Source organism: Kribbella sp. NBC_01484 (genome assembly GCF_036227145.1).
Classification (GTDB): Bacteria; Actinomycetota; Actinomycetes; order Propionibacteriales; family Kribbellaceae; genus Kribbella.
In genome coordinates, this window is the sequence record NZ_CP109437.1 from 6,709,575 (window position 1) to 6,729,437 (window position 19,863).

17 protein-coding genes are annotated in these 19,863 nt (G+C 69.8%); 11 read left to right on the plus strand and 6 right to left on the minus strand.

Annotated features, from left to right (window positions below; genetic code table 11):
- Positions 1-30: 30 nt before the first annotated feature.
- Positions 31-3,462, plus strand: coding sequence for an error-prone DNA polymerase (locus OG555_RS32555; RefSeq protein WP_329476382.1), 3,432 nt, complete (start codon positions 31-33; stop codon positions 3,460-3,462).
- 174 nt (positions 3,463-3,636) lie between these two features.
- Here the strand turns inward: OG555_RS32555 and OG555_RS32560 are convergent, their stop codons facing one another.
- Positions 3,637-4,449 (minus strand): LLM class flavin-dependent oxidoreductase, encoded by an 813-nt coding sequence (locus OG555_RS32560; protein ID WP_329476383.1) that lies wholly within the window; start codon positions 4,447-4,449, stop codon positions 3,637-3,639.
- 60 nt (positions 4,450-4,509) lie between these two features.
- On the opposite strand from OG555_RS32560, the gene OG555_RS32565 reads away from it, so the two are divergent.
- Positions 4,510-4,950 carry an SRPBCC family protein gene (locus tag OG555_RS32565; RefSeq protein ID WP_329476384.1) on the plus strand — a complete coding sequence of 147 codons (441 nt, stop codon included), beginning with the start codon at positions 4,510-4,512 and terminating at the stop codon, positions 4,948-4,950.
- 3 nt (positions 4,951-4,953) lie between these two features.
- Here OG555_RS32565 and OG555_RS32570 read toward each other — a convergent pair whose 3' ends face one another.
- Complete coding sequence (locus tag OG555_RS32570) at positions 4,954-5,736, minus strand: inositol monophosphatase family protein (protein ID WP_329476385.1); 783 nt, start codon at positions 5,734-5,736, stop codon at positions 4,954-4,956.
- Between the two features lie 198 nt (positions 5,737-5,934).
- Between OG555_RS32570 and OG555_RS32575 the strand changes: the two genes are divergently transcribed.
- The 4 genes from OG555_RS32575 to OG555_RS32590 all read left to right on the plus strand — a co-directional run bounded on the left by OG555_RS32575 (position 5,935) and on the right by OG555_RS32590 (position 10,199).
- The gene (locus OG555_RS32575; protein ID WP_329476386.1) at positions 5,935-6,570 is read left to right on the plus strand and encodes a hypothetical protein; all 636 of its coding nucleotides are present in this window, start codon (positions 5,935-5,937) and stop codon (positions 6,568-6,570) included.
- 13 nt (positions 6,571-6,583) lie between these two features.
- On the plus strand, positions 6,584-7,588 hold the full coding sequence (locus OG555_RS32580; RefSeq protein WP_329476387.1) for a DUF2278 family protein: 1,005 nt from the start codon (positions 6,584-6,586) through the stop codon (positions 7,586-7,588).
- 149 nt (positions 7,589-7,737) lie between these two features.
- The gene (locus OG555_RS32585) at positions 7,738-9,039 is read left to right on the plus strand and encodes a BNR-4 repeat-containing protein (protein ID WP_329476388.1); all 1,302 of its coding nucleotides are present in this window, start codon (positions 7,738-7,740) and stop codon (positions 9,037-9,039) included.
- Between the two features lie 23 nt (positions 9,040-9,062).
- Positions 9,063-10,199, plus strand: coding sequence for an MFS transporter (locus tag OG555_RS32590; RefSeq protein WP_329476389.1), 1,137 nt, complete (start codon positions 9,063-9,065; stop codon positions 10,197-10,199).
- On the opposite strand, the gene OG555_RS32595 is transcribed toward OG555_RS32590, so the two are convergent.
- Positions 10,168-10,749, minus strand: coding sequence for a TetR/AcrR family transcriptional regulator (locus OG555_RS32595; RefSeq protein WP_329476390.1), 582 nt, complete (start codon positions 10,747-10,749; stop codon positions 10,168-10,170). The genes OG555_RS32590 and OG555_RS32595 overlap by 32 nt on opposite strands.
- 85 nt (positions 10,750-10,834) lie before the next feature.
- Here OG555_RS32595 and OG555_RS32600 point away from each other — a divergent pair, with 85 nt between their 5' ends.
- Entirely contained in the window at positions 10,835-11,950 is a 1,116-nt protein-coding gene (locus tag OG555_RS32600) for a serine hydrolase domain-containing protein (RefSeq protein WP_329476391.1), read from the plus strand.
- On the opposite strand, the gene OG555_RS32605 is transcribed toward OG555_RS32600, so the two are convergent.
- Positions 11,919-13,358: an alkaline phosphatase PhoX gene (locus OG555_RS32605; protein ID WP_329476392.1), complete on the minus strand. Its 1,440-nt coding sequence runs from the start codon at positions 13,356-13,358 to the stop codon at positions 11,919-11,921. The two genes, OG555_RS32600 and OG555_RS32605, sit on opposite strands and share 32 nt — an antisense overlap.
- Positions 13,359-13,585: 227 nt before the next feature.
- Between OG555_RS32605 and OG555_RS32610 the strand changes: the two genes are divergently transcribed.
- Positions 13,586-13,915 (plus strand): hypothetical protein, encoded by a 330-nt coding sequence (locus OG555_RS32610; protein ID WP_329476393.1) that lies wholly within the window; start codon positions 13,586-13,588, stop codon positions 13,913-13,915.
- Here the strand turns inward: OG555_RS32610 and OG555_RS32615 are convergent.
- Both OG555_RS32615 and OG555_RS32620 read right to left on the minus strand, forming a co-directional pair.
- Positions 13,894-14,526, minus strand: a complete 633-nt coding sequence (locus OG555_RS32615; protein WP_329476394.1) for a hypothetical protein — start codon at positions 14,524-14,526, stop codon at positions 13,894-13,896. The two genes, OG555_RS32610 and OG555_RS32615, sit on opposite strands and share 22 nt — an antisense overlap.
- A 263-nt stretch (positions 14,527-14,789) precedes the next feature.
- Positions 14,790-16,082 carry a S8 family peptidase gene (locus tag OG555_RS32620; protein WP_329476395.1) on the minus strand — a complete coding sequence of 431 codons (1,293 nt, stop codon included), beginning with the start codon at positions 16,080-16,082 and terminating at the stop codon, positions 14,790-14,792.
- A gap of 56 nt (positions 16,083-16,138) precedes the next feature.
- On the opposite strand from OG555_RS32620, the gene OG555_RS32625 reads away from it, so the two are divergent.
- From OG555_RS32625 to OG555_RS32635, 3 genes are all read left to right on the plus strand, one after another.
- Entirely contained in the window at positions 16,139-18,745 is a 2,607-nt protein-coding gene (locus OG555_RS32625; RefSeq protein ID WP_329476396.1) for a CHAT domain-containing protein, read from the plus strand.
- A gap of 69 nt (positions 18,746-18,814) precedes the next feature.
- Positions 18,815-19,399 (plus strand): RNA polymerase sigma factor, encoded by a 585-nt coding sequence (locus OG555_RS32630; RefSeq protein ID WP_329476397.1) that lies wholly within the window; start codon positions 18,815-18,817, stop codon positions 19,397-19,399.
- A gap of 7 nt (positions 19,400-19,406) precedes the next feature.
- Positions 19,407-19,862 carry a hypothetical protein gene (locus tag OG555_RS32635; protein ID WP_329476398.1) on the plus strand — a complete coding sequence of 152 codons (456 nt, stop codon included), beginning with the start codon at positions 19,407-19,409 and terminating at the stop codon, positions 19,860-19,862.
- Position 19,863 lies beyond the last annotated feature (1 nt).

The following is a 19,863-nucleotide window of genomic DNA, read 5'->3' on the forward strand; positions in this document are numbered from 1 at the left end:
GTTCTATTCTGGTGGAGAGGAGGTGCTGCGATGGGCTACAACAATCCGCCGATCAAGTGGTCGGAGCTGGAGCGGAAGCTGTCGGACCGATCCCGGCCGGGCAGCCACGGCGACCGGCCGGTGACCGCCGACGGCGGCGACAGCCCGGCGTGGTCGCAGCACCGCGGGCCGTACGTGCCGCCCAAGGCTCTCACGGTCCGGCCGGAGAACGCGGTGCCGTACGCCGAGTTGCATGTGCATTCGAACTTCTCCTTTCTCGACGGCGCCTCCCAGCCGGAGGACCTGGTCGAGGGCGCGGTCCGGCAGGGGCTGCACGCGCTGGCGCTGACCGATCACGACGGGTTCTACGGCGCGGCCCGGTTCGCCGAGGCTGCGGCGGCGTACAAGTTGCCGACGGTGTTCGGCGCGGAGCTGTCGCTCGGGCTGACCGGCCCGCAGAACGGCGTGGCCGATCCCGAGGGCAGTCACCTGCTGATTCTGGCGGAGGGGCAGGAGGGCTATCACAAGCTGGCCGGCGAGATCACCGAGGGACAGTTGGCCGGCGGTGAGAAAGGGCGCCCGGTCTACGACCTGGAGCGGTTGGCCGACAAGGGCCGCGACCATTGGGTGATCCTGACCGGCTGCCGCAAGGGCCTGGTCCGGCAGGCGCTGGAGCTCGGCGGGCATGCCGACGGTCCGGCCGCCGCGGGCCGTGAGCTGGACCGGCTGACCGGGTTGTTCGGCAAGGACCGGGTGGTGGTCGAGCTGATCGACCACCACCTGCCCGCCGACACCAGCCGGAACCGGATCCTGGCCGGCCTGGCCGCCGACCGCGGCCTCCCGATAGTTGCCACGAACAACGTTCACTACGCCGCTCCGGCACAGCACAGACTGGCCGCCGCGCTGGCCGCCGTCCGGGCCCGGCGCGACCTGGACACGATGGACGGCTGGCTGCCGCCGAGCGGGATGGCGTTCCTGCGGTCGGGCGCGGAGATGACGGCCCGGTTCCGCCGGTACGACGGGGCCGTGGCGCGCTCGGTGACACTGGCCGACCAGCTGGCCTTCGACCTGGCCCGGGCGAAGCCGAAGCTGCCGTTGCGCGACGTGCCGGACGGGGAGACCCCGATGTCGTGGCTGCGGCATCTGACGTTGAAGGGCGCCGGGCTGCGGTACGGCACGCCCACCGAGCGGCCCGACGCGTACGAGCGGCTGGAGCGTGAGCTGGCCGTCATCGACGAGAAGGGCTTCCCGGGATACTTCCTGATCGTCGAGGACATCGTCCGGTTCGCGCACACCAACGGCATCCTCTGCCAGGGCCGGGGATCGGCGGCGAACTCGGCGGTCTGTTACGCGCTCGGGATCACCGCGGTGGACAGCATCCTCTACAAGCTGCCGTTCGAGCGGTTCCTCGCCACGACCCGGACCGAGGAGCCGGACATCGACGTCGACTTCGACTCAGACCGCCGCGAGGAGGTGATCCAGTACGTCTACGGCAAGTACGGCCGCCACAACGCCGCCCAGGTGGCGAACGTGATCTCCTACCGCCCGAAGTCCGCGGTCCGGGACATGGCCAAGGCGCTCGGGTATTCGGTCGGCCAGCAGGACGCGTGGTCGAAGCAGGTCGACGGGTGGAGTCCGGAGATCACCTCGACCGAGCACGACATCCCGCCGCAGGTGGTGTCGATGGCGAGCGAGCTGCTGAAGTTCCCCCGGCACCTGGGGATCCACTCCGGCGGGATGGTGCTGACCGAGCGCCCGGTGGGGGAGGTGGTGCCGATCGAGCACGCCCGGATGGAGGACCGCACGGTGCTCCAGTGGGACAAGGACGACTGTGCCTGGATGGGGCTGGTGAAGTTCGACCTGCTCGGGCTCGGCATGCTGGCCGCATTGCAGTACTGCATGGAGATGGTCCGCGAGCAGATAGGGGAGTCGTGGCTGCTGCACACGATCCCGAAGGAGGAGGCCGGGGTCTACGACCAGCTGTGCCGGGCGGATTCGGTCGGGGTGTTCCAGGTCGAGTCGCGGGCCCAGATGGCGACCCTGCCACGGCTGAAACCGCGGCGGTTCTACGACCTGGTCACCGAGATCGCGCTGATCCGGCCCGGCCCGATCCAGGGTGGCGCGGTCCATCCGTACATCCGCCGCCGGACCGGGGAGGAGCCGATCACCTACCTGCACCCGAAGCTGCGGCCGGTGCTGGAGCGGACCATGGGGGTGCCGCTGTTCCAGGAGCAGCTGATGCAGATGGCGATGGCGGTCGGCGAGATCGACGGCGACGAGGCCGACCTGCTGCGCCGGGCGATGGGGTCCAAGCGCGGCATCGAGAAGATCTCGTCGCTGAAGGAGAAGCTGTACGCCGGGATGGCGCGCAACGGGATCACCGGCGACCTGGCCGACGAGATCTACGCCAAGATCGAAGCCTTCGCGAACTTCGGCTTCGCCGAGTCGCACTCGATCAGCTTCGCCCTGCTCGTCTACTCCAGCACGTGGCTGCGGCTGCACTACCCGGCCGCGTTCCTGGCGGCGCTGTTGCGGGCCCAGCCGATGGGGTTCTATTCACCGCAGTCCCTGGTCGCCGACGCCCGCCGCCACGGCGTCGAGGTACGGCGACCACACCTGCATCTGTCCGGAGTCGACGCCGGGCTCGAGGTGTTGGTGGACGGCCAGGAGCTGTCCGGGCCGACCGGGTCGCCGGAGTGCCTGAAGGATCCGCAGCCGCTGGTCGGTCCGTTCGACCCCAAGGCGCCGTACGACACCACCCTGCATCGCCGTGATGGTGCGTTCGCGGTCCGGCTCGGGCTGTCCGAGGTGCGCACGATCGGGGACAAGGGCGCGAAGCTGATCGTCGAGGAGCGGGAGCGCGGTGGGCCGTTCACCGAGATGGCCGACCTCGTCCGCCGGACCGGGATCACCGCCGCGCAGGTCGAGGCGCTCGCGACCGCGGGGGCCTTCGACTGCTTCGGCCTCGATCGGCGGCAGGCGTTGTGGGAGGCCGGCCGGGCCGCTGAGGAGCGGCCCGGGCAGCTGGCCGGGATCACCGCGGCCGGCCCGCCGCCGACGCTGCCCGGGATGAGCGACATCGAGGCCGACATGGCCGACCTGTGGTCCACCTCGATCACCACCACCAGTCATCCGATGCAGCGTGTCCGCGAGCAACTCCGCGCCGAGGGCATCCTGTCCGCGGCCCAGCTTCGCGAGGTCCCGAACGGCGCCCGTGTCCGCGTCGCCGGGGTGGTCACCCACCGGCAGCGCCCCGCCACCGCCTCCGGCGTCACCTTCATGAACCTCGAGGACGAGACCGGCATGGCCAACATCGTCATCACCGTCGGCTGCTGGCACCGCCACGCCGCCGTCGCCCGCAACGCCGGCGCCCTCATCATCCGCGGCCGCGTCGAACGCGCCGGCGAAGTCACCAACCTCTCCGCCGACCACCTCCAACGCCTCCCCCTAACCGCCCGCACCCAATCCCGCGACTTCCGTTAACCCCCAAACACTCAGCTTTCCGGCAGGTCTTCCACCAGGCGGTTGTGCGCCGCGCTGTCTGACGGCTGGGGTTAGGACACCCCGTCGGGGGCTGGGACATGGCACGGACTGTCCCAGGTCCCCAGTTCCTGTCTAAGCTCCCGCGCTCCTCCTGGCTCAGGTCCCGCCGTTCGCTTACGCGGGTGGGCCGGCGGTTAGGCGGGTGCGGACGTCTTGCATGCGGGCGGGGGAGTGGTGGGGCATTTGCCAGCGGGTTTCGAGCCACCAGGTGGCGCCTGCGTCTGACCAGGGTTTGACGAGAGCGGAGGCGGCGGCCGGGTCGTCGGCGGGGGTCTCGCCCTCGGCGATCACGTCCAGGTCGGGTGAGCTGCCCTGGGCGGTCAGCCACGCGCGAAGCCTGCGGAGCTCGTCCGGTGTGTCCTGGCCCGGTGGGTACTGCGGCAGTACGCCGTCGCAGCGCAAGACGCGCCGCATCGACTTCGGCCGCGGCCAGGCGCCGACCACCCAGATCGGGATCCGCTCCTGCACCGGCCGACCCACCTGCGCGAGATCGTCGCGGGCGCACTCGTAGTCGTAGTGCTCGCCGTGATAGCTGGACCGTCCGGCCCACAGCTCACGGATCAGGTCGATGCCCTCGTCCATCATCGCCGCCCGGGTCCGCAGCTCCAGCTCCTCACCGGTCCGCGGCAGATCCGTCTCGATCGCACCGACCCCGACCGCCAAGGTCGCCCGGCCGGACGAGAGCTGATCCAGCGTCACGACCTGGCTGGCGACCTTCCACGGTCGCCGCCACGGCAGCGGTGTCAGCATTGTCCCGAGCCGGATCCGCTCCGTCCGGGCGGCGATCGCCGTCAGCAGCCCCCACGCGTCAACGCCGTACGCCGCCTCCCAAACGAACACGCCGTCCCACCCGGCCTCCTCGGCGAGCACTGCCTGCTCGAGCTGCTCCACCGCCGTCCCACCCGGAAGAATCACTCCGTATCTCATCCCTCCTTCCTACCGGCCCCGACCGACAGAACGGCGTACGGTCGGCTGAGAGGAGGTGCGATGACTGTCGACGTGCTGACCGAGATCGTGATCGATCGGCCGGTGCGTGTCGTCGCGGAGTACGTCGCGGATCCGACCCATGCGCCGAAGTGGTACGCGAACATCGAGTCGGTCCGGTGGCGGACCCGGCCGCCGGTCGTGGTCGGGTCGCGGCTGGACTTCGTCGCGCACTTCATGGGGCGCAGGCTCGCCTACACCTACGAGATCACCGAGCTGATTCCGTACCAGCGGCTGGTGATGCGGACCGCGGAGGGGCCGTTCCCGATGGAGACCAGCTACGAGTGGTCTCCCGTGGTCGGTGCTGCTACGCGGATGACTCTGCGCAACCATGGCGAGCCCTCGGGCTTCGCCGGCGTCGCCGCGCCGATCATGGCGGCCGCGATGCGCCGCGCCAACGTCAAGGACCTCGCCCGCCTCAAGTCGCTCCTCGAATCCCCCTGACCCTCAGCCGGCAGTCACGTGTGGCGTGACGAGCTCCAACAGCCGCTGGTGGGCTTCGGGGGTGGCGGCGATGAGGCCGGAGGTGGTGTGGAGGGGATCGCCGCGGAAGTCGGTGACGGTGCCGCCGGCCGCTCGGCAGAGGATGATGCCGGCGGTGTAGTGGACGCTGTCGCGAAGCGAGCCGTCGGTGATGTAGCCGGCCTGTCGGCCGACGGCGACCCACGCGAGGGCAAGAGTCGTCGAGAAGACGCGGAGTGCGAAGGCCTCGCGGAGCTTCTCGTCGGTCAGCAGTTGCGCGCCGAGGAAGCGCGCGCCGTCCGGTGCGTCGATGTCGATGTCGACCATGCGCGAGGTCGCGGAGGGTACGGCGGGGGTGTCGACACCGTCACGGCGGATGAAGACCGCGGTCCCGTCGGTCCAGAAGATCTCACCGCTGAGCGGTTGAGCGACCGCGGCGACGTCCCCGGCCGGGCTCCGCAGCGCGACGTTCACGGAGAACATCGGGTTCTGGGCGGCGAAGTTGAGGGTGCCGCAGAGTGGGTCCACCAGCCAGGTGCGCTCCGCCTGACCACTGGCGCCGTACTCCTCACCGATCACTGCGTCGTCGCGACGTTCGGCGCGGATGACTCCGAGAATGGCCCGCTCCGCCTCGAGATCAGCCTCGGTGGCGAAGTCCGTCGAGGACTTGGCATACCGCTCCAGCGCACCCCCGAACTTCTCCCGCACGACATCCGCCCCCGCCGCAGCCGCATTGATCGCTACCTCGGCATCACCCAGTTCGCTCATGAAGCCATCCAACACGGTGCCGGCTGTATCACTGCGGACGGGCGGGTCTCCTAAAGTCATGGAGAATCTCTTTCGCCTGATGCTCCTGCGTCCGGCGGTGAGCCAGGACCCGGAGCAGCCGTCGATCGAACTCGATCAGGAGTCCGCGTACCAGGACGCCCTGCGAGCTGCGGTCGCGGCCGGGGTGGGCGGAAGGGTGTGGAAGCCGGGTCGGCTGAGTTCGCCGCCTCGGCCGACTTCGTCCAAGGCCTCGGTGACACACCGCTCGGACAGCGGCAGAAGCTTCTCGACGACCGCCGCAAGCGCGTCGACCAGGTGCCGGCCGAACACGAGGCGTTGCGCGGCGCGGCGACGTACACCCGGGTGCTCCGGGCACAGCACTTGAAGGGCCAACTGGCCCGTGAGGGAGAAGAGGGGGGCGAGCCTGATGAGAGAGCTGGGGCGCTGCAGATCAGCACGCCGTACGCCGAACTCGCGCAGACTCTCGTGGCAGCACCGGATGTGGTGCTGTCCGCTCGCGCGGGGTTCACACCGGTCGCACTCGCCGAGCCTGGGTTCGTGCTCAAGCCGACCGCTGCCGACCGGTTGTCGCAGTCGACGCAGACCGTCCTGAAGCAGCGCGGCATCGATCTCGGCACCCGCGCCGACCTGGCCATGTTCGCCGCGAACCAGCAGATCCCGCGGTACGCCGACCTGCCCGAGTTCGCCCGGCTCGTCGAAGGGGCGATGCGGCCGGTGGTCACGGCGCCGAAGCCGGTGCAGTCCAAGCGCGAGGACATGGAAGAGCGTTACCGCCGGCTCGAAAGCGAGCTGGCGAACTATCGGTACCCGTGATGGAGGAGACACCATGCCGTTGACGTCGTACGGCGTACTGGTCGGCCGAGCGGTCGACGCACGCCGGGAAACTGGGCTGGACACGCCGCACTACCAGGTCCGGCTGGAGGATCCGGACGGGGTGAACTACCGGATCGCGGTGAACGTGAAGTCGCAGGAGTACCCGTCGGAGTTGCTCTTCCGGGTCGACGAGGACTTCCGGCATCCGGTCACCGCGCAGCTGTCCGGTCTCGCGCCGGGGTGGCACCGGCTCGACGCGGGGCCGGCCGGGGTGAACCTGGACTACTTGCGGCAGACGCTGTTCGATCGAACGCTGCTGCGGCCGCTGCCCGCTGATGTGGCGGGACCGGGCAACGACCTGGCCGATCTGCTCGACGACCAGGTGCAGCGGGCGATCCGGGAGCCGGCCGCGATCGTGTACGCGTTCGGCGAGCGATGGGGGCCGGAGGACGGCGTACCGGACAAGATCTTCGGCTTCAATCCTGGCAACGGGGTGCACGACATCCACATGAACCAGGGGAATGTCGGCACGTTCCGCAAGGACGACGGGGTCTGGCAGGACGGTGCGGTGATCATCGCGCTGCCGGATCAGCAGCGCTGGGTGGGCATCTTCCTGGCGTTCCAGAGCCAGTCGTGGCACACCGACGACAAGACCGGTCACACCCTGGTCGATGGGCCGGTCGAGGAGTTCGGGGCCGAGGCGGTCCGGATCGTCGCCGCGCTGATCAATCCGGTCGGTCCCGCGCCCGAAGCCGAGACGGTCACCCTGCTGAACGCCTCACCCGATCCGGTCGACCTCAGCGGCTGGCATCTGGTCGATCGCGCGCTGCACGTCGGCCCGGTCCCGGCCGGCGTCCTCGATCCCGGCGCCACGCTCCTCGTGCACCTGCCGCCGACCGTCCAGCTGGGCAACAAGGGCGGCGAGATCACCCTGCTCGACAACGCCGGTCTCAAGATCCACGGCGTCGCCTACACCGCGAGCCAGGCCGAGGCCTCCGGCTGGACGGTCGTCTTTTGACCGCGGTCAGCGCAGTAGGGCCAGGCGGACGCCGAGCCCGATGAAGATGCCGCCAGTGGCGGTGTCGACGGTGCGTCGCGCCAGAGGGCTGACCACATGCTGGCAAGCGCTTGCCAGACAGGTATGGATGTCTGCCAAACTGTCGGCCCATGAGCCTGCCTCGGGTGATCAATGACAACGGCGCGTGGTGCTGGTTCCAGGACGAGCGGGCGGTGGTGGATCCGGTCGGCCAGGTGCTGGTCGTCGGGTCGATCGCGGCACCGGAAGGTCCCGGCGGAGCCGAGCGGGCCGGCAATGTCGAGTTGACCGTCGTCGACCTGCGGTCCGGGTCGAGTCAGGTCGTCGTACTGCATGAACGGTTCGAGGCGGACGACCACGATGTGCCGGCGTTGTGGCGTCGTCCGGACGGCCGATGGCTGGCGGTGTACACGAAGCACAAGACCGACGACCTGACCCGGTGGCGGGTGAGCGAACCCGGTGACCCACGGACGTGGGGACCGGAGCGGACGTTCGACTGGAGCGAGTTCACCGGCGGTCGCGGGGTCACCTACTCGAACCTGCACGAGCTGGACGGACGGCTGTACTGCTTCGCGCGAGCGGTCAACGACGACCCGTGCGCCCTGGTCTCCGACGACGACGGCGATACCTGGGCCTACGCGGGCAAGCTGTTCACCCGGCCGAAGGTCGGCTACGTCAACGGCTACACGCGCTACGTCTCCTCGCCGTCCCGCGTCGACCTGGTGACGACGGACCACCATCCGCGCGACTACGACAACTCGATCTACCACGGCTACCTCGAAGCCGGCGCGCTGCACCGAACCGACGGAACTGTGGTCGATGCGGTCGCGCTCGACGGTGAGGCGCCGTCGCAGGTGGAGCTGACCACGGTGCTCGCGGCTGGGTCGAAGTCGGACGGCGAGCCGATGACGCATTGCTGGACGATCGACATCCGGCGCGGATCCGACGGGTCGCTGGCGGCCGTTCTGCTGGCTCGCCACGACACTGCGGAGGACCCTGCGGACGCGTTCGCGCGGCAGCATCCGGTGCCGGATCACCGCTTCTTCTACGGTCGTCTCGCCCCCGGCGGCACGTGGCAGGTCCATCAACTGGCCAAGGCCGGACCAGGCCTGCTGCCTCACGAGAACGACTACACCGGCCTGGTCGCCATCGATCCCTACGACCTGGACTCGCTCTACGTCTCCACGCCGATCGACCCCCGCGACGGGACCCCGCTTGCGCATCACGAGATCTTCCACGCGCGTACGCCGGACGCCGGCGCGACCTGGGCGTGGACACCGGTGACGGCGGACTCCGCGGCCGACAACCTCCGCCCGATCGTCGCGCCCGGTGATCCCAACCGGATCCCGCTGCTCTGGTTCCGCGGCGACATGACCGCGTCCCAGCACTACGACTGCGAGGTCGTCCTCGTGGACACTCCGCGACAGAGATAGTACCAAGCGGTACCATCACGTCCATGGGTGTTCCGGTACGGCGGTTGTGGGTGGCGGTGCTGGCGGGGTACCTCGCCTTCGGGGCGACGTTGCAGGCGTTGCCGTCGTACGTACCGGAGAAGTTCGGCGGGGGCGCGCTGGCGAGCGGGACCGCGGTGGGGATCGCGTTCCTGGCGACGGCTTGTGCGCGGCCGTTCGCGGGGTGGCTGGCGGATGCGGGGCGGTCGCGTCCCGTCGTACTGAGTGGCGGAGTGCTGGCGGCTGTTGGTGGCTTCGGGCAACTGGTGGCGCCGAATCTGGCGGCGTTGCTGGCGGCTCGGCTGGTGATGGGAGCGGGGGAGGCGGCGCTGTTCTCGGGCGCTTTGCCGTGGGTGCTGGCCGGGACCCCGATGTCAGAGCGCGGGCGGTTGGCGGGATGGTTCGGACTGTCGATGTGGGGTGGGCTGGCAGTTGGCCCGGTGCTCGCGTCGCTGGTGGGGGACCGCCGGGTCTGGTGGGTCGTCGTCGGCCTCGCGGTGTTGTCGGCGATCCTGGTGTCGACGACGCGCTCCGATCCTCGTCGGGCCGAGCCACTGGTCCGGATCCGGCGGGTCCGCGATCTGGTGCCGGCCGGTGTATCGTTGCCAGGAGCAACCATCGGGCTGGCGGCGTACTGCTACGGCACGGTCGCGGCGTTGCTGGTCCTGCGCCTGCGGGCCGACGGCGTCGCGGTCGACCATGTCGCGCTCACGGTGTTCGCGGCGGCCTTCCTGGTGGTGCGGCTCGCGGGCAGTCCGTTGGTCGATCGGTACGGCGGTCGCACGGTGGCCCTGTCAACCGTCTCGCTGGAGATCATCGCCCTGGTCGGTCTTGCGGTCGCTCGCGGTCCGGTGAGTGCGGTGGTGTTCATTGTGTTGGCCGGGTGCGGCATGGCGCTGGTCTATCCGGCGTGTGTGTCGATGACTCTGGATCGTGTGCGGGGACTGCGCCCCGGGGTGTCGATGGGCGTGATGACGTCGTTCTGGGATCTCGGCGTGATGGCCGCGGGTCCGCTCGGCGGGTTCGTGGCGGAGCAGGCCGGGTTCGCGGCCGCGTTCTTCGTGGCGGCCGGCTTCGCGATGGCGTGTGTGGTCGTGTGTGGGGTGTTCCTCAGGCCGCGTCGAGCAGTGTCTCGACGATGACGCGGGCCTCCGCGCCGAGACCTGGGTCCCGATCGACCGCACTGATCAGGGTTGCGCCTTCCAGCACGATGAGCAGCTGCCGGGCCGTGGTCTCGGGATCGCGCGCACCGGCCTCGGTGAGCAGTCGGCGGAACAGGTCGCGGTAGAAGGTGAGGTGGTCCTGGGCGAGTCGCCGCGGCGGGCCGTCCTGGTCGCGGTCCTCGGTGGCCGCGTTCATCATCGCGCAGCCGCGGAACCCGGCTTCGGCGTACCAGTTCGCCATCAGGTCGAAGACGGCCAGGATCTTCTCCCGGCCGGTGCCGGCCTGTTCGACCGCGTGGTTCTGCCATGCGCGGACCCTGTGGGTGCGGTCGGTCAGCACTGCCTCGACCAGACCGTCCTTGGAGCCGAAGTTCTTGTAGACGGTGAGTTTCGACGCACCGGCCGCCTCGACGATCTCGTTGATCCCGGCCGCGTGGATGCCGCGGCGGGTGAACACCTCCGCCGCCGCCTTGAGGATCCGCGCCTTCGTCGCCTCGGGATCCAGTCGCTGTCCGGCCTTGACCGGCATGCCGCACCACCTCCTGCCGACCAGAATACCGATCGGTGTTATCTCCGGCTGGCGCTAGATAAGAACGATCGGTACTATCAGCCGCATGATCAATGGCTGGACAGCGGCAGGATTCGAGGATGTGGCCGGGGTGTTCGAGCTGAACTTCGCCGACCGCGGCGAGCTGGGCGCGGCCTTCGCGGCGTACCAGCACGGGCAATTGGTGGTCGACCTGTGGGGTGGGACGGCGGACCGCGAGACCGGCCGGGCCTGGGATCGCGACACGATCCAGCTGATGTTCTCCGGGACGAAGGGCCTCGCGTCCGCAGGCGTCCTACTGCTGATGCAACGCGGTCAGGTGTCGCTCGACGATCCGCTCAGCCGCTACTGGCCGGCGTTCGCTGCCGAGGGCAAGGATGCCATCACGATCGCCGAGGTGCTGTCCCATCAGGCCCGCCTGCCCTGGGTCGAGGCCGGGTACGCCGATCTCCTCGACCACGACGTGATGAGCGCGCACCTGGCCGCGCAGGCGCCGGCGGCGGATCCGCGGGCCGCGTTCATGTACCACGCGATCACCTGGGGCTGGCTGGTCGACGAGCTGGTACGACGCGTGGACGGCCGGACCGTGAGCCGGTTCTTCGCCGAGGAGTTCGCCGTACCGCTCGGGTTGGAGGTGTGGATCGGGCTGCCGGAGGAGCTCCAGTGGCGGGCGGCCACGATGGTCGCGCCGGACGGTGTCCTCGTCGACGGACCGTGGACGGAGCTGAATCGGCCCAATCCGCTGTGGGTTCCGGGTGCGGAGAAGATCTGGAACAGCTTCGAGTACGGCAGTGCCGGCCTGGCCGCGGTCGGTGGTTTCGCGACGGCTCGTGGGATGGCGCGGTTCTACGCGTCACTCCTCGGCGAGGTGGACGGCGTCCGCGTCCTGACACCGGAGACGATCGAGCTCGGGCGCCAGGAGATCCGGCGCGGGATCGAGCCGACGTGGGGGAGCGAGATCGCCTATGGCGCGGGCTTCGAGCTCCAGACGCCGGACGCCCGGCTCGGCGCCCCCGCCGACACTTTCGGCCACGCCGGAGCGGGCGGCTCCCGGCACGCCGCGTGGCCGAGCCGGGAGACCGCCTACTCCTATCTGATGAACGAGGTGCGCGTCGGTCCCGACGACCGTTCGCTCACCTTGCTGTCGGCACTCAGCCGAGGTAGTCGCGCCACGGCCCGGTGATCGCGAGCGTGATGCCGGGCGTCTGGATGTTGACGAAGAGCACCTTGCCGTCGGCGGAGAACGTCGGGCCGGTGAACTCGGAGTCGTTCAGCATGTTCCGGGCGATCGCGTACGTCGGGCCACCCGGCGTCGCGCTGAGCACGTGGCTGCTGGCCTGGCCGTCCTCGGCCAGGATCAGCGAACCCCACGGGGTGACGGTGACGTTGTCCGGGCCGTCGAAGTTGAGGTCCTGGTACTTCGACGCGAGCGAGTTCGCGGCGGCGTTCTCCGGGAAGTAGGTGACCAGCTGGATGGTCTTGGCGTCGTAGTTGTAGAACCAGACCATCCCGTCGTGCGGTACGGCGTCGGCCGGCAGGTCGGCGGTGCCGGACTCGGCGTACGAGTTCACGACGTACACGCCCTCGCTGGTGCCGTAGACGCCCTCGAACTTCTTGCCCCGGGTGACCTGGCCGTCGGTGAACTGCTTGCGGACCGACACCGTGGCGCCGTCGCGGTCGGACACCGGCACCCACGCGACCCGGAACGGCCGGAGCAACTGCGCCGAGGTCAGGTACGCGACGTCCGGGATCGGCTTGCCGTCGTCGCCGAGGATGGCCAGCGCCTCGAGGGTGCCGAAGTCCTTGTCCTGCAGGTCCTTCCAGCTGCGCGAGCTGAGCTTGTAGCCGCGCGGCGCGGACCAGCGGTAGAAGGTGCCGTTCGGGCCGGAGGCGTCCTCGGACAGGTAGATGTGGGTGCGGTCCGCGTCGATCGCGAGCGCCTCGTGGGCGTAGCGGCCGAGGGCCTTCAGCGGCACCGGGTGCGCGGTCTCGCCGTCGGCCCAGACCTCGAAGACGTAGCCGTGGTCCTTCAGCCGGGTGGTCCCGTTGGCCTTGTTCTCGGTCTCCTCACACGTCATCCAGGTGCCCCACGGCGTCGGTCCGCCGGCGCAGTTGGTGATGGTGCCGGAGATACCGACCCACTCGCCGAGGTTGTTGCCGTCGCGGTCCACCGAGATGACCGTGCAGCCACCGGCCGAGCCGACGCCGGAGTCGTAGACGGTGCCCTCGACCTGCGGTACGCCGAGCGGGTCGTTGGCGCCGATCTCGTGGTTCTGGATCAGCGTGTAGGTGTTGTGCCGGCTGCCGTCGAAGACCGCGGTGCCGTCGTGCAGGGCCGGCGTCGGCTGGCCGCTCGTCAGCTTGGTCTGGCCGGCCTGGGTGACGATCCGGTACTTGAACCCGGGGGGCAGCGCGAGGACACCCTTCGGGTCGTCCAGCAGCGGCGGGAACGGGCGGTGCTCCGGGAACGGCCCGTGGTGTGGCGAGGGGGCGGCGTCGGCGAGGGACGGTACGGTGCCGACAGTGGCGAAACCGACCCCTGCGGCACCAGCGGCGGCACCCCGTAGGACGGAACGTCGTGCAACTGACATGGCTTGCTCCTAGATGCGTGATGTGAGCGTGATCCTGCCGTCGGCGGACTGACACCCGGCAAACACCACCTGAACAACAAGGCATGCAACGAACAGCTTCGGTACGGCGTCTACTGTGGGAGGTGATCATGATGCACAGAGTGAGCGCGATGATGGCAGCTGCCGCCGCAACTGTCCTGTTGGTTGCGTGCGGCAACGAATCGCAGGAAGCAGGAGGGGGACCGTCGATGACGCCCAGCAGTGCGCAGACGCCCGGGCCGACGCCGCGACCGACGGATCCGCCGACACTGCCGGCGGATCCGGTCGAGCAGGCGAAGGCCGCGCTGGCAGGCCACCTCGGCGTCGATCAGAGCCAGGTGACGGTGGTCAGTTCGGACGAGGTGACCTGGCGCGACGGCAGCCTCGGCTGCCCGGAGCCCGGCATGTTCTACACCCAGGCCCTGATCCCCGGTACTCGCACCATCCTCGAGGTGGCCGGCAAGCAATACCACTACCACTCCGGCGGCAACCGGGCCCCGTTCCTCTGCGAGAACCCTCAGCCCCCCGTCGGCGGCTGAGGGTCGATCGGCTCGGTACTCGTCGGCCCGCCGAGGATCGGCCGGAGCCGTCGCAGGGCCTGGTTGGTGAACAGACCGGCCAACGCCCCCATGGTGACCAGGACCGTAACGCCCGCGGTCGACGGGGTCTCGTCGCCGATGCTGATCAGCCCGGTGTTGACGGCGACCACCACCACCGCGCCCAGCAGCGCGGCCCACACCGGGAACAGCACGTACCACCAGACCTGCCCATTCCGGAGCCGGTCGTAGCGGGCGTACTGCGCGAACGCCAGCCCCTGCTGGACGACGCTGCCGACCGCACCGGCCGCCGCGCCGACGATGAGCAGGCTCATGTTCAGCGTGAGCGGGATGTCCAGCCCCCACCAGCGCAGCGACCGCGTCGCGACCGTGCCGACCGGCGCCGCCTCCTGCGCGGCGACCAGCCGTTCGGCCAGTCCGTACGACGCGACCAGCCAGACGAAGGCGATCAGTCCTTCGAGCGCGTTCACCATGCCGGTCATTCGCCGCAGCGTCGGTGTCATCGGGGACGTGGCGGGTTTGTCGCGCCGTCGCGCCTTGGCCGGCTTCGTAGGCCGAACGGTGTCCGCGGTCTGCGCGGACGTCAGATCCATGGTGGCCACTGTGATCTCCCCCGAGAAGTTGCTCTTACCTAGCGGAGTCGCGAGCACCGGCTCGAGATACGGCTGGAAATTTCCGGAAAGGGATGTATCAGCAGCGCACGTCCCTGACTCCGCACAAATGTGGGGGGAAGCCTTCGAGTTGTTCCAGGGGGGAGAACAACCGGGGGCGCTGCAGGGGGAGGGCTGACGCGGTGCGGGAGGAAATCCGGTGGTCAGGCCGGCTGTCCGCACCGCGTCAGCGCAGTTTCCAGCTGTCAGCCGAGTGAGGCCAGTGCGTCGCCGGCGCGCAGTACGCCGCCTACGCCGGGCTCCGGCTGAGTCATGGCGAAGGCCAGCAACGCGTCAGCGGCCTGCTTGGCGTTCTCACCCGTCACCGACATCCGTCCCGCGATCAGTGCGGCGACCAGCGGTGTCGCGAACGACGTACCGCTCCAGCGGGCCATCCCGGTGAAGTCGCGCAACTGGCCCGCGTTCGGCGGCTCGGTGCACTCGTACGTGCCGGTCAGGTACGCGTTGACCAGGTCCACGCCCGGGGCGTAGACGTCGACCCAGCCGCCGAAGTTGCTGAACGACGCGCGATCCCGCCCGTTGACCGCCAGCGCTCCGACGCCCACGGCCTCGGGGAACGCGGCCGGCCAGAAGTAGTCCCGGGTGCCTTCGTTGCCGGCCGCGGCGACCAGGGCCAGGCCGTTGACGCGATTCAGCCGGGTCTGGATGAACACGTCCAGACCAAGGGCCGGCAGATCGAAGCGCGTCCGCGTGCCGGCCGACAAACTGATGATGTCCGGCGCCAGATCGAGCACCTCGTCGAGGGCCTGGGCCAGATCGAACTCCCACATCGCGCCCGCGGCGGTGAAATAGCTCTTCACCACGATCTCGACATTGCGCGCGATCGCCCGCATCACACCCGCGATGAAGGTGCCGTGACCCGCGTACGGGCGGATCCGCCCGGCTCCGTCGAACGCGTTCTCCGGGTCGCCGGTCACCCCGTTCAGCCAGTACGCCCCCGGCGCGTCGGACCAACCGACATCAAGGACGACGACCTTCACGCCACGCCCGTCCGCCGCGCCGGCGGACAGGAACGGCGTCGGCAGCACCGGGTCCGGCGGAATGCCGGGCGGCACCTCCTCGGGCTCGGTGGCCGGACACGGACTGACGCTCGGACACACGTAGAACAAGTGCTCCGGCGTGACCACGCCGCGGCCGAGGCGCAGATCGGCGTACTTGATGAACCGCAAGGTGATCGATGGGTCCTCCGGTGCGTCCGGTGGCGGCTTGTCCGGCAGTTGCAGCCGGGTGACGCCACCGATGCCGCCCTCGGCCGGAGTGCCGCCGCCGAAGAGTTCGACGACCCGGGTGAGGTCTTCGTCGCGCACCAGGACGGTCCCGGCGCGGCACAGATAGTCGACGCCGTCCGGTTGTTTCTCCCAGTCCGCCGGATGGACCTCGACCTCCCGGCCGAATGCTTCGAGAATCAACCTGATCTGGGCGACGTACTTTCGCTCGTTCGTTTGACTTCCCCCGGTGCCGTTCCCATCCTGGGCCATTTCCTGCCTTCCCCCTGAATCGATGAAATGGTGCAACCGGCCGTTATCATTTCAGAGTGCCGACGGCCGCGGGGAGTGTCGAGACGGCGGTTGCACCGGAATCTCTGCTGCCGCTGGCACTGTCACGCCCCCACGATGCCATCGCGGCGGCGCGATCCCTGCTGTCCGATGATCCGTCGGCAGCAGTCGCATCCCTGGCCCACCAGGCCGCCGGCATCGGTTCGCGGCAGCTCGGCGACATCACCACGGCGATCCGCGAGCTCCGGATCGCGCTGCGGCTCGCCGAGCGATCCGGTCGGCCCGATCGCGAGGCGGACGTGCTGGCCACGCTCGGCGCGACCCTGGGCCGGGCCGGCCGGAGCCGGGAGGCGTTGACCAACCTCGACCGGGCCGTCGACCTCAGCCGGGGTGCGCTGAGCGGGCGCGTGTTGTTGCGGCGGGCCGACGTACTGCTCGTGCTGGGCCGGCATCGCGAGGCCTTGGACGATCTGCGGTCGGCGATCACGCGTTTGCGTCGCTCCGGCGATCAGGTCTGGGAGGCACGGTCGCGGAACTACCGCGGCTTCATCCAGCTGGCCCTCGGCGGGACCAAGCGGGCGGACGCGGACTTCGCGGTCGCCGAGCACCTGTACGCCGCCACCGGCCAGGAGTTCGAGTACGCCGAAGCCCGCCAGAACCGGGGACTGGTCGCGTTCGCGCGGGGCGACCTGCCGGCGGCGCTGAGGTATCTGGACGAAGCCGGACGGCGGTTCGCGGCGGTCGGCGTGGCGTGGCCCGATCTCGCCATCGACCGGTGCGGCGTACTGCTCGCGGCCGGTCTCAGCACCGAAGCGCTGGCCGAGATGGATCAGGCGATCGTGCAGATGGAAGCCGAAGGCGGTACGGCGACGAAGCGCGGCGAGCTGTGGTTCGCGGCGGCGACCGCTGCGCTCGCGACCGGTGACCTGGATGCCGCGCGGGAGCGAGCCGATCGGGCTCGGCGGCTGTTCTCCGCGCAAGGTCGCGAGTGGTGGTCGGTGCGCTCCTCGATGGTTCAGCTCGAGGCTCGCTACCAGTCAGGTGAGACCGGTCCGCGATTGCAGCGTCGGGTGAATGAAGTGGCCCGCCGCCTCGATGCGTTCGGTGCCTCGGAGGCGTCGGCCGCGCATCTGCTGGCCGGTCGGCTCGCGCTGGCCGAGGGACGTGCGCGGATCGCGGATCATCAGCTGGAGTTGGCCGCGCGCCGCAGCAAGGACGCGCCGCCACTCGCTCGCAGCGCTGCCTGGCTCGGCAAGGCGTTGCGCTCCGAGGCTCGCGCTGATGTCCGCGGCATGCTGACCGCTTGTGCGCGCGGCCTCGACGCCCTGGACGAGCATCGGCTGACGATGGGTGCCACCGAGCTGCGCGCGCTGGCGACCGGTCATGGTGCGGAGTTGGCGGAGTTGGCGTTGCGCGACGCATTGCGGCGTGACGATGCGAGAAGCCTGCTGGTCTGGGGCGAACGGTGGCGAGCCACGGCGCTCACCGTTCCGCCGGTCCGACCGCCGGATGACGAGCACTTGATCGGCGACCTCGCCGCCTTGCGCGACGTCGTACGGCGGCTGGATCTCGAGGGACGCACAGTCGCGTTGGACCGCGAGCGGCGACGACTCGAGAAGGCTGTTCGCGAGCGGACTCACCGGGCGCACGGCCAGCCGTTGCGGGGGTCCACGGCGCGCTTCGATCTCGACGAGCTGATCGGGGCACTGGGCGAGACGGTGCTGGTCGAGTTGATCGAGGTCGACGGCGTACTGCATGCCGTCGTGGTCCGGGACGGCAAGGTCAGCCGGCACACCGTCGGGCCGGTGTCCACAGCGGCGATCGAGGTCGAGCGTTCGCGGTTCCGGTTGCGTTGGCTGGCGCACGGCCGGTCGCAGCGTGGTCCCTCGCTCGACCTACTCGGGTCCCGGCTCGCCGATGCGATCCTCGGGTCCGCGCAGGAGCTGCTCGGTGACCGGCCGGCGGTGATGGTGCCGCCGGGCCGGCTCCAGGCGCTGCCGTGGGGACTGTTGCCGTCGCTGGCCGATCGTCCGGTCAACGTGGTCCCTTCGGCCGCGACCTGGTTGCGGGCGCGCCGGCTGCGGCCGCCGTCCGATCGGCGCGTGGTGCTCGTGCACGGCCCTGGGCTCTCGGCGGGCAAGGCCGAGGTGATGCGGCTGGCCGAGTGCTATCCGGACGCGACAGTGCTGGCGAACGGCGATGCGACCGCTGAGAAGGTGTTGCGTGCGCTCGACGGAGCATGGATCGCGCACATCGCCGCACACGGCACGTTCCGGTCGGACAGCCCGCTGTTCTCGTCACTGCGGCTGGATGACGGGCCGTTGACCGTGTACGACTTCGAGCGGTTGCGGCGAGCGCCGTACCGGCTGGTGTTGTCCAGTTGCGACTCCGGGCTGGCGAAGCCTGTCGGTGCCGATGAGCTGCTCGGGCTGAGCAGCAGTCTGATTCCCCTGGGAGCGGCCGGCATTCTGGCCAGCGTCGTACCGGTGAACGATCCGGCGACCGTGCCGTTGATGACCGCGCTGCACGACAATCTGCAGGCCGGTCAGTCGCTCGCCGCTGCGTTCGCCGCGGCCCGGACCACGGCTGCCGACGACCCGGTGGCGGTGGCCGCCGGGCGGTCGTTCGTCGCGCTCGGGGCCTGAGCATCATGTATCAACACGCGCCGGATCTGCTCCGTAAGGTAAGCGATCCGGCGTGGAAAGGGGGATGACATGCGGGACGACCCGACTGTCGTCGCTCTGGTCACCCGGGCCAGGGACGGCGACAAGGATGCCTGGGACGAACTCGTGGAGCGCTACGCGCCACTCGTCTGGTCCGTCTGCCGCCGCTACCGGTTGGCAGCCGCGGACTCCGACGACGTGGGGCAGAGCGTCTGGCTGCGGCTGATCGAGCACCTGCCAGGACTGCGGGAACCCGCGGCCCTGCCGGGCTGGATCGCCACTACGACCCAGCGCGAGTGCTACCGGCTGCTGCGCGCGACGAGCCGGGTCGAGCCCGTTGACCCGGCCGAGTCGACCGACGTCGTCGAAGAGGCGATCGCGGAGGAGGAAGTGCTTCGGCACGAACGCCGGGCGGTGATCCGGGCTGCGTTCCGCGAGCTGTCGCAACGCTGCCAGGCGTTGCTGGCCCTGCTCACGCAGGACCCACCGGCGGCGTACGACGAGATCAGCCGGCAACTGCACGTCCCGATCGGCAGCATCGGCCCGAACCGGGCCCGGTGCCTGGACCGGTTACGCCGTACCCCCGCGCTGGCTCTGCTGGTCGCCGGGGGACCTGACGAGAACTCGAGGAGGTGAGCGCGTGATGAATCTCGACTGGAACGACGACGAGTTGCTCGATGCCCTGCGGGACGCATTGACCACTGCCGACGAAGTGCCGCGGACGTTCGTCGAGGCCGGTAAGGCCGCTTTCGTCTGGCGCACCATCGACGCCGAACTGGCCGCGCTCACCTACGACTCGGCCTGGGAGTCCCTGGCGCCGGCCGCGGTCCGGTCGGAGAGTGCGACGCTGCGGTCGCTGACGTTCGCCTCGGACGGCTGGACGATCGAGATCGAGCTGACCCCGGACGGGGTTCTCGGCCAACTCGACCCGCCGGAGGCCGGTTCGGTCAGCGCGCGTGGTGACGGCGGCAAGTTCGCGACCGCCGACATCGACGAGCTGGGTTTCTTCACCCTGCGCCCGGTGCCGACCGCGCCCTACCGGCTGGTCTGCACGACCGAGTCCGGTACGACGATCCTGACCGGCTGGATCACGCCGTAGC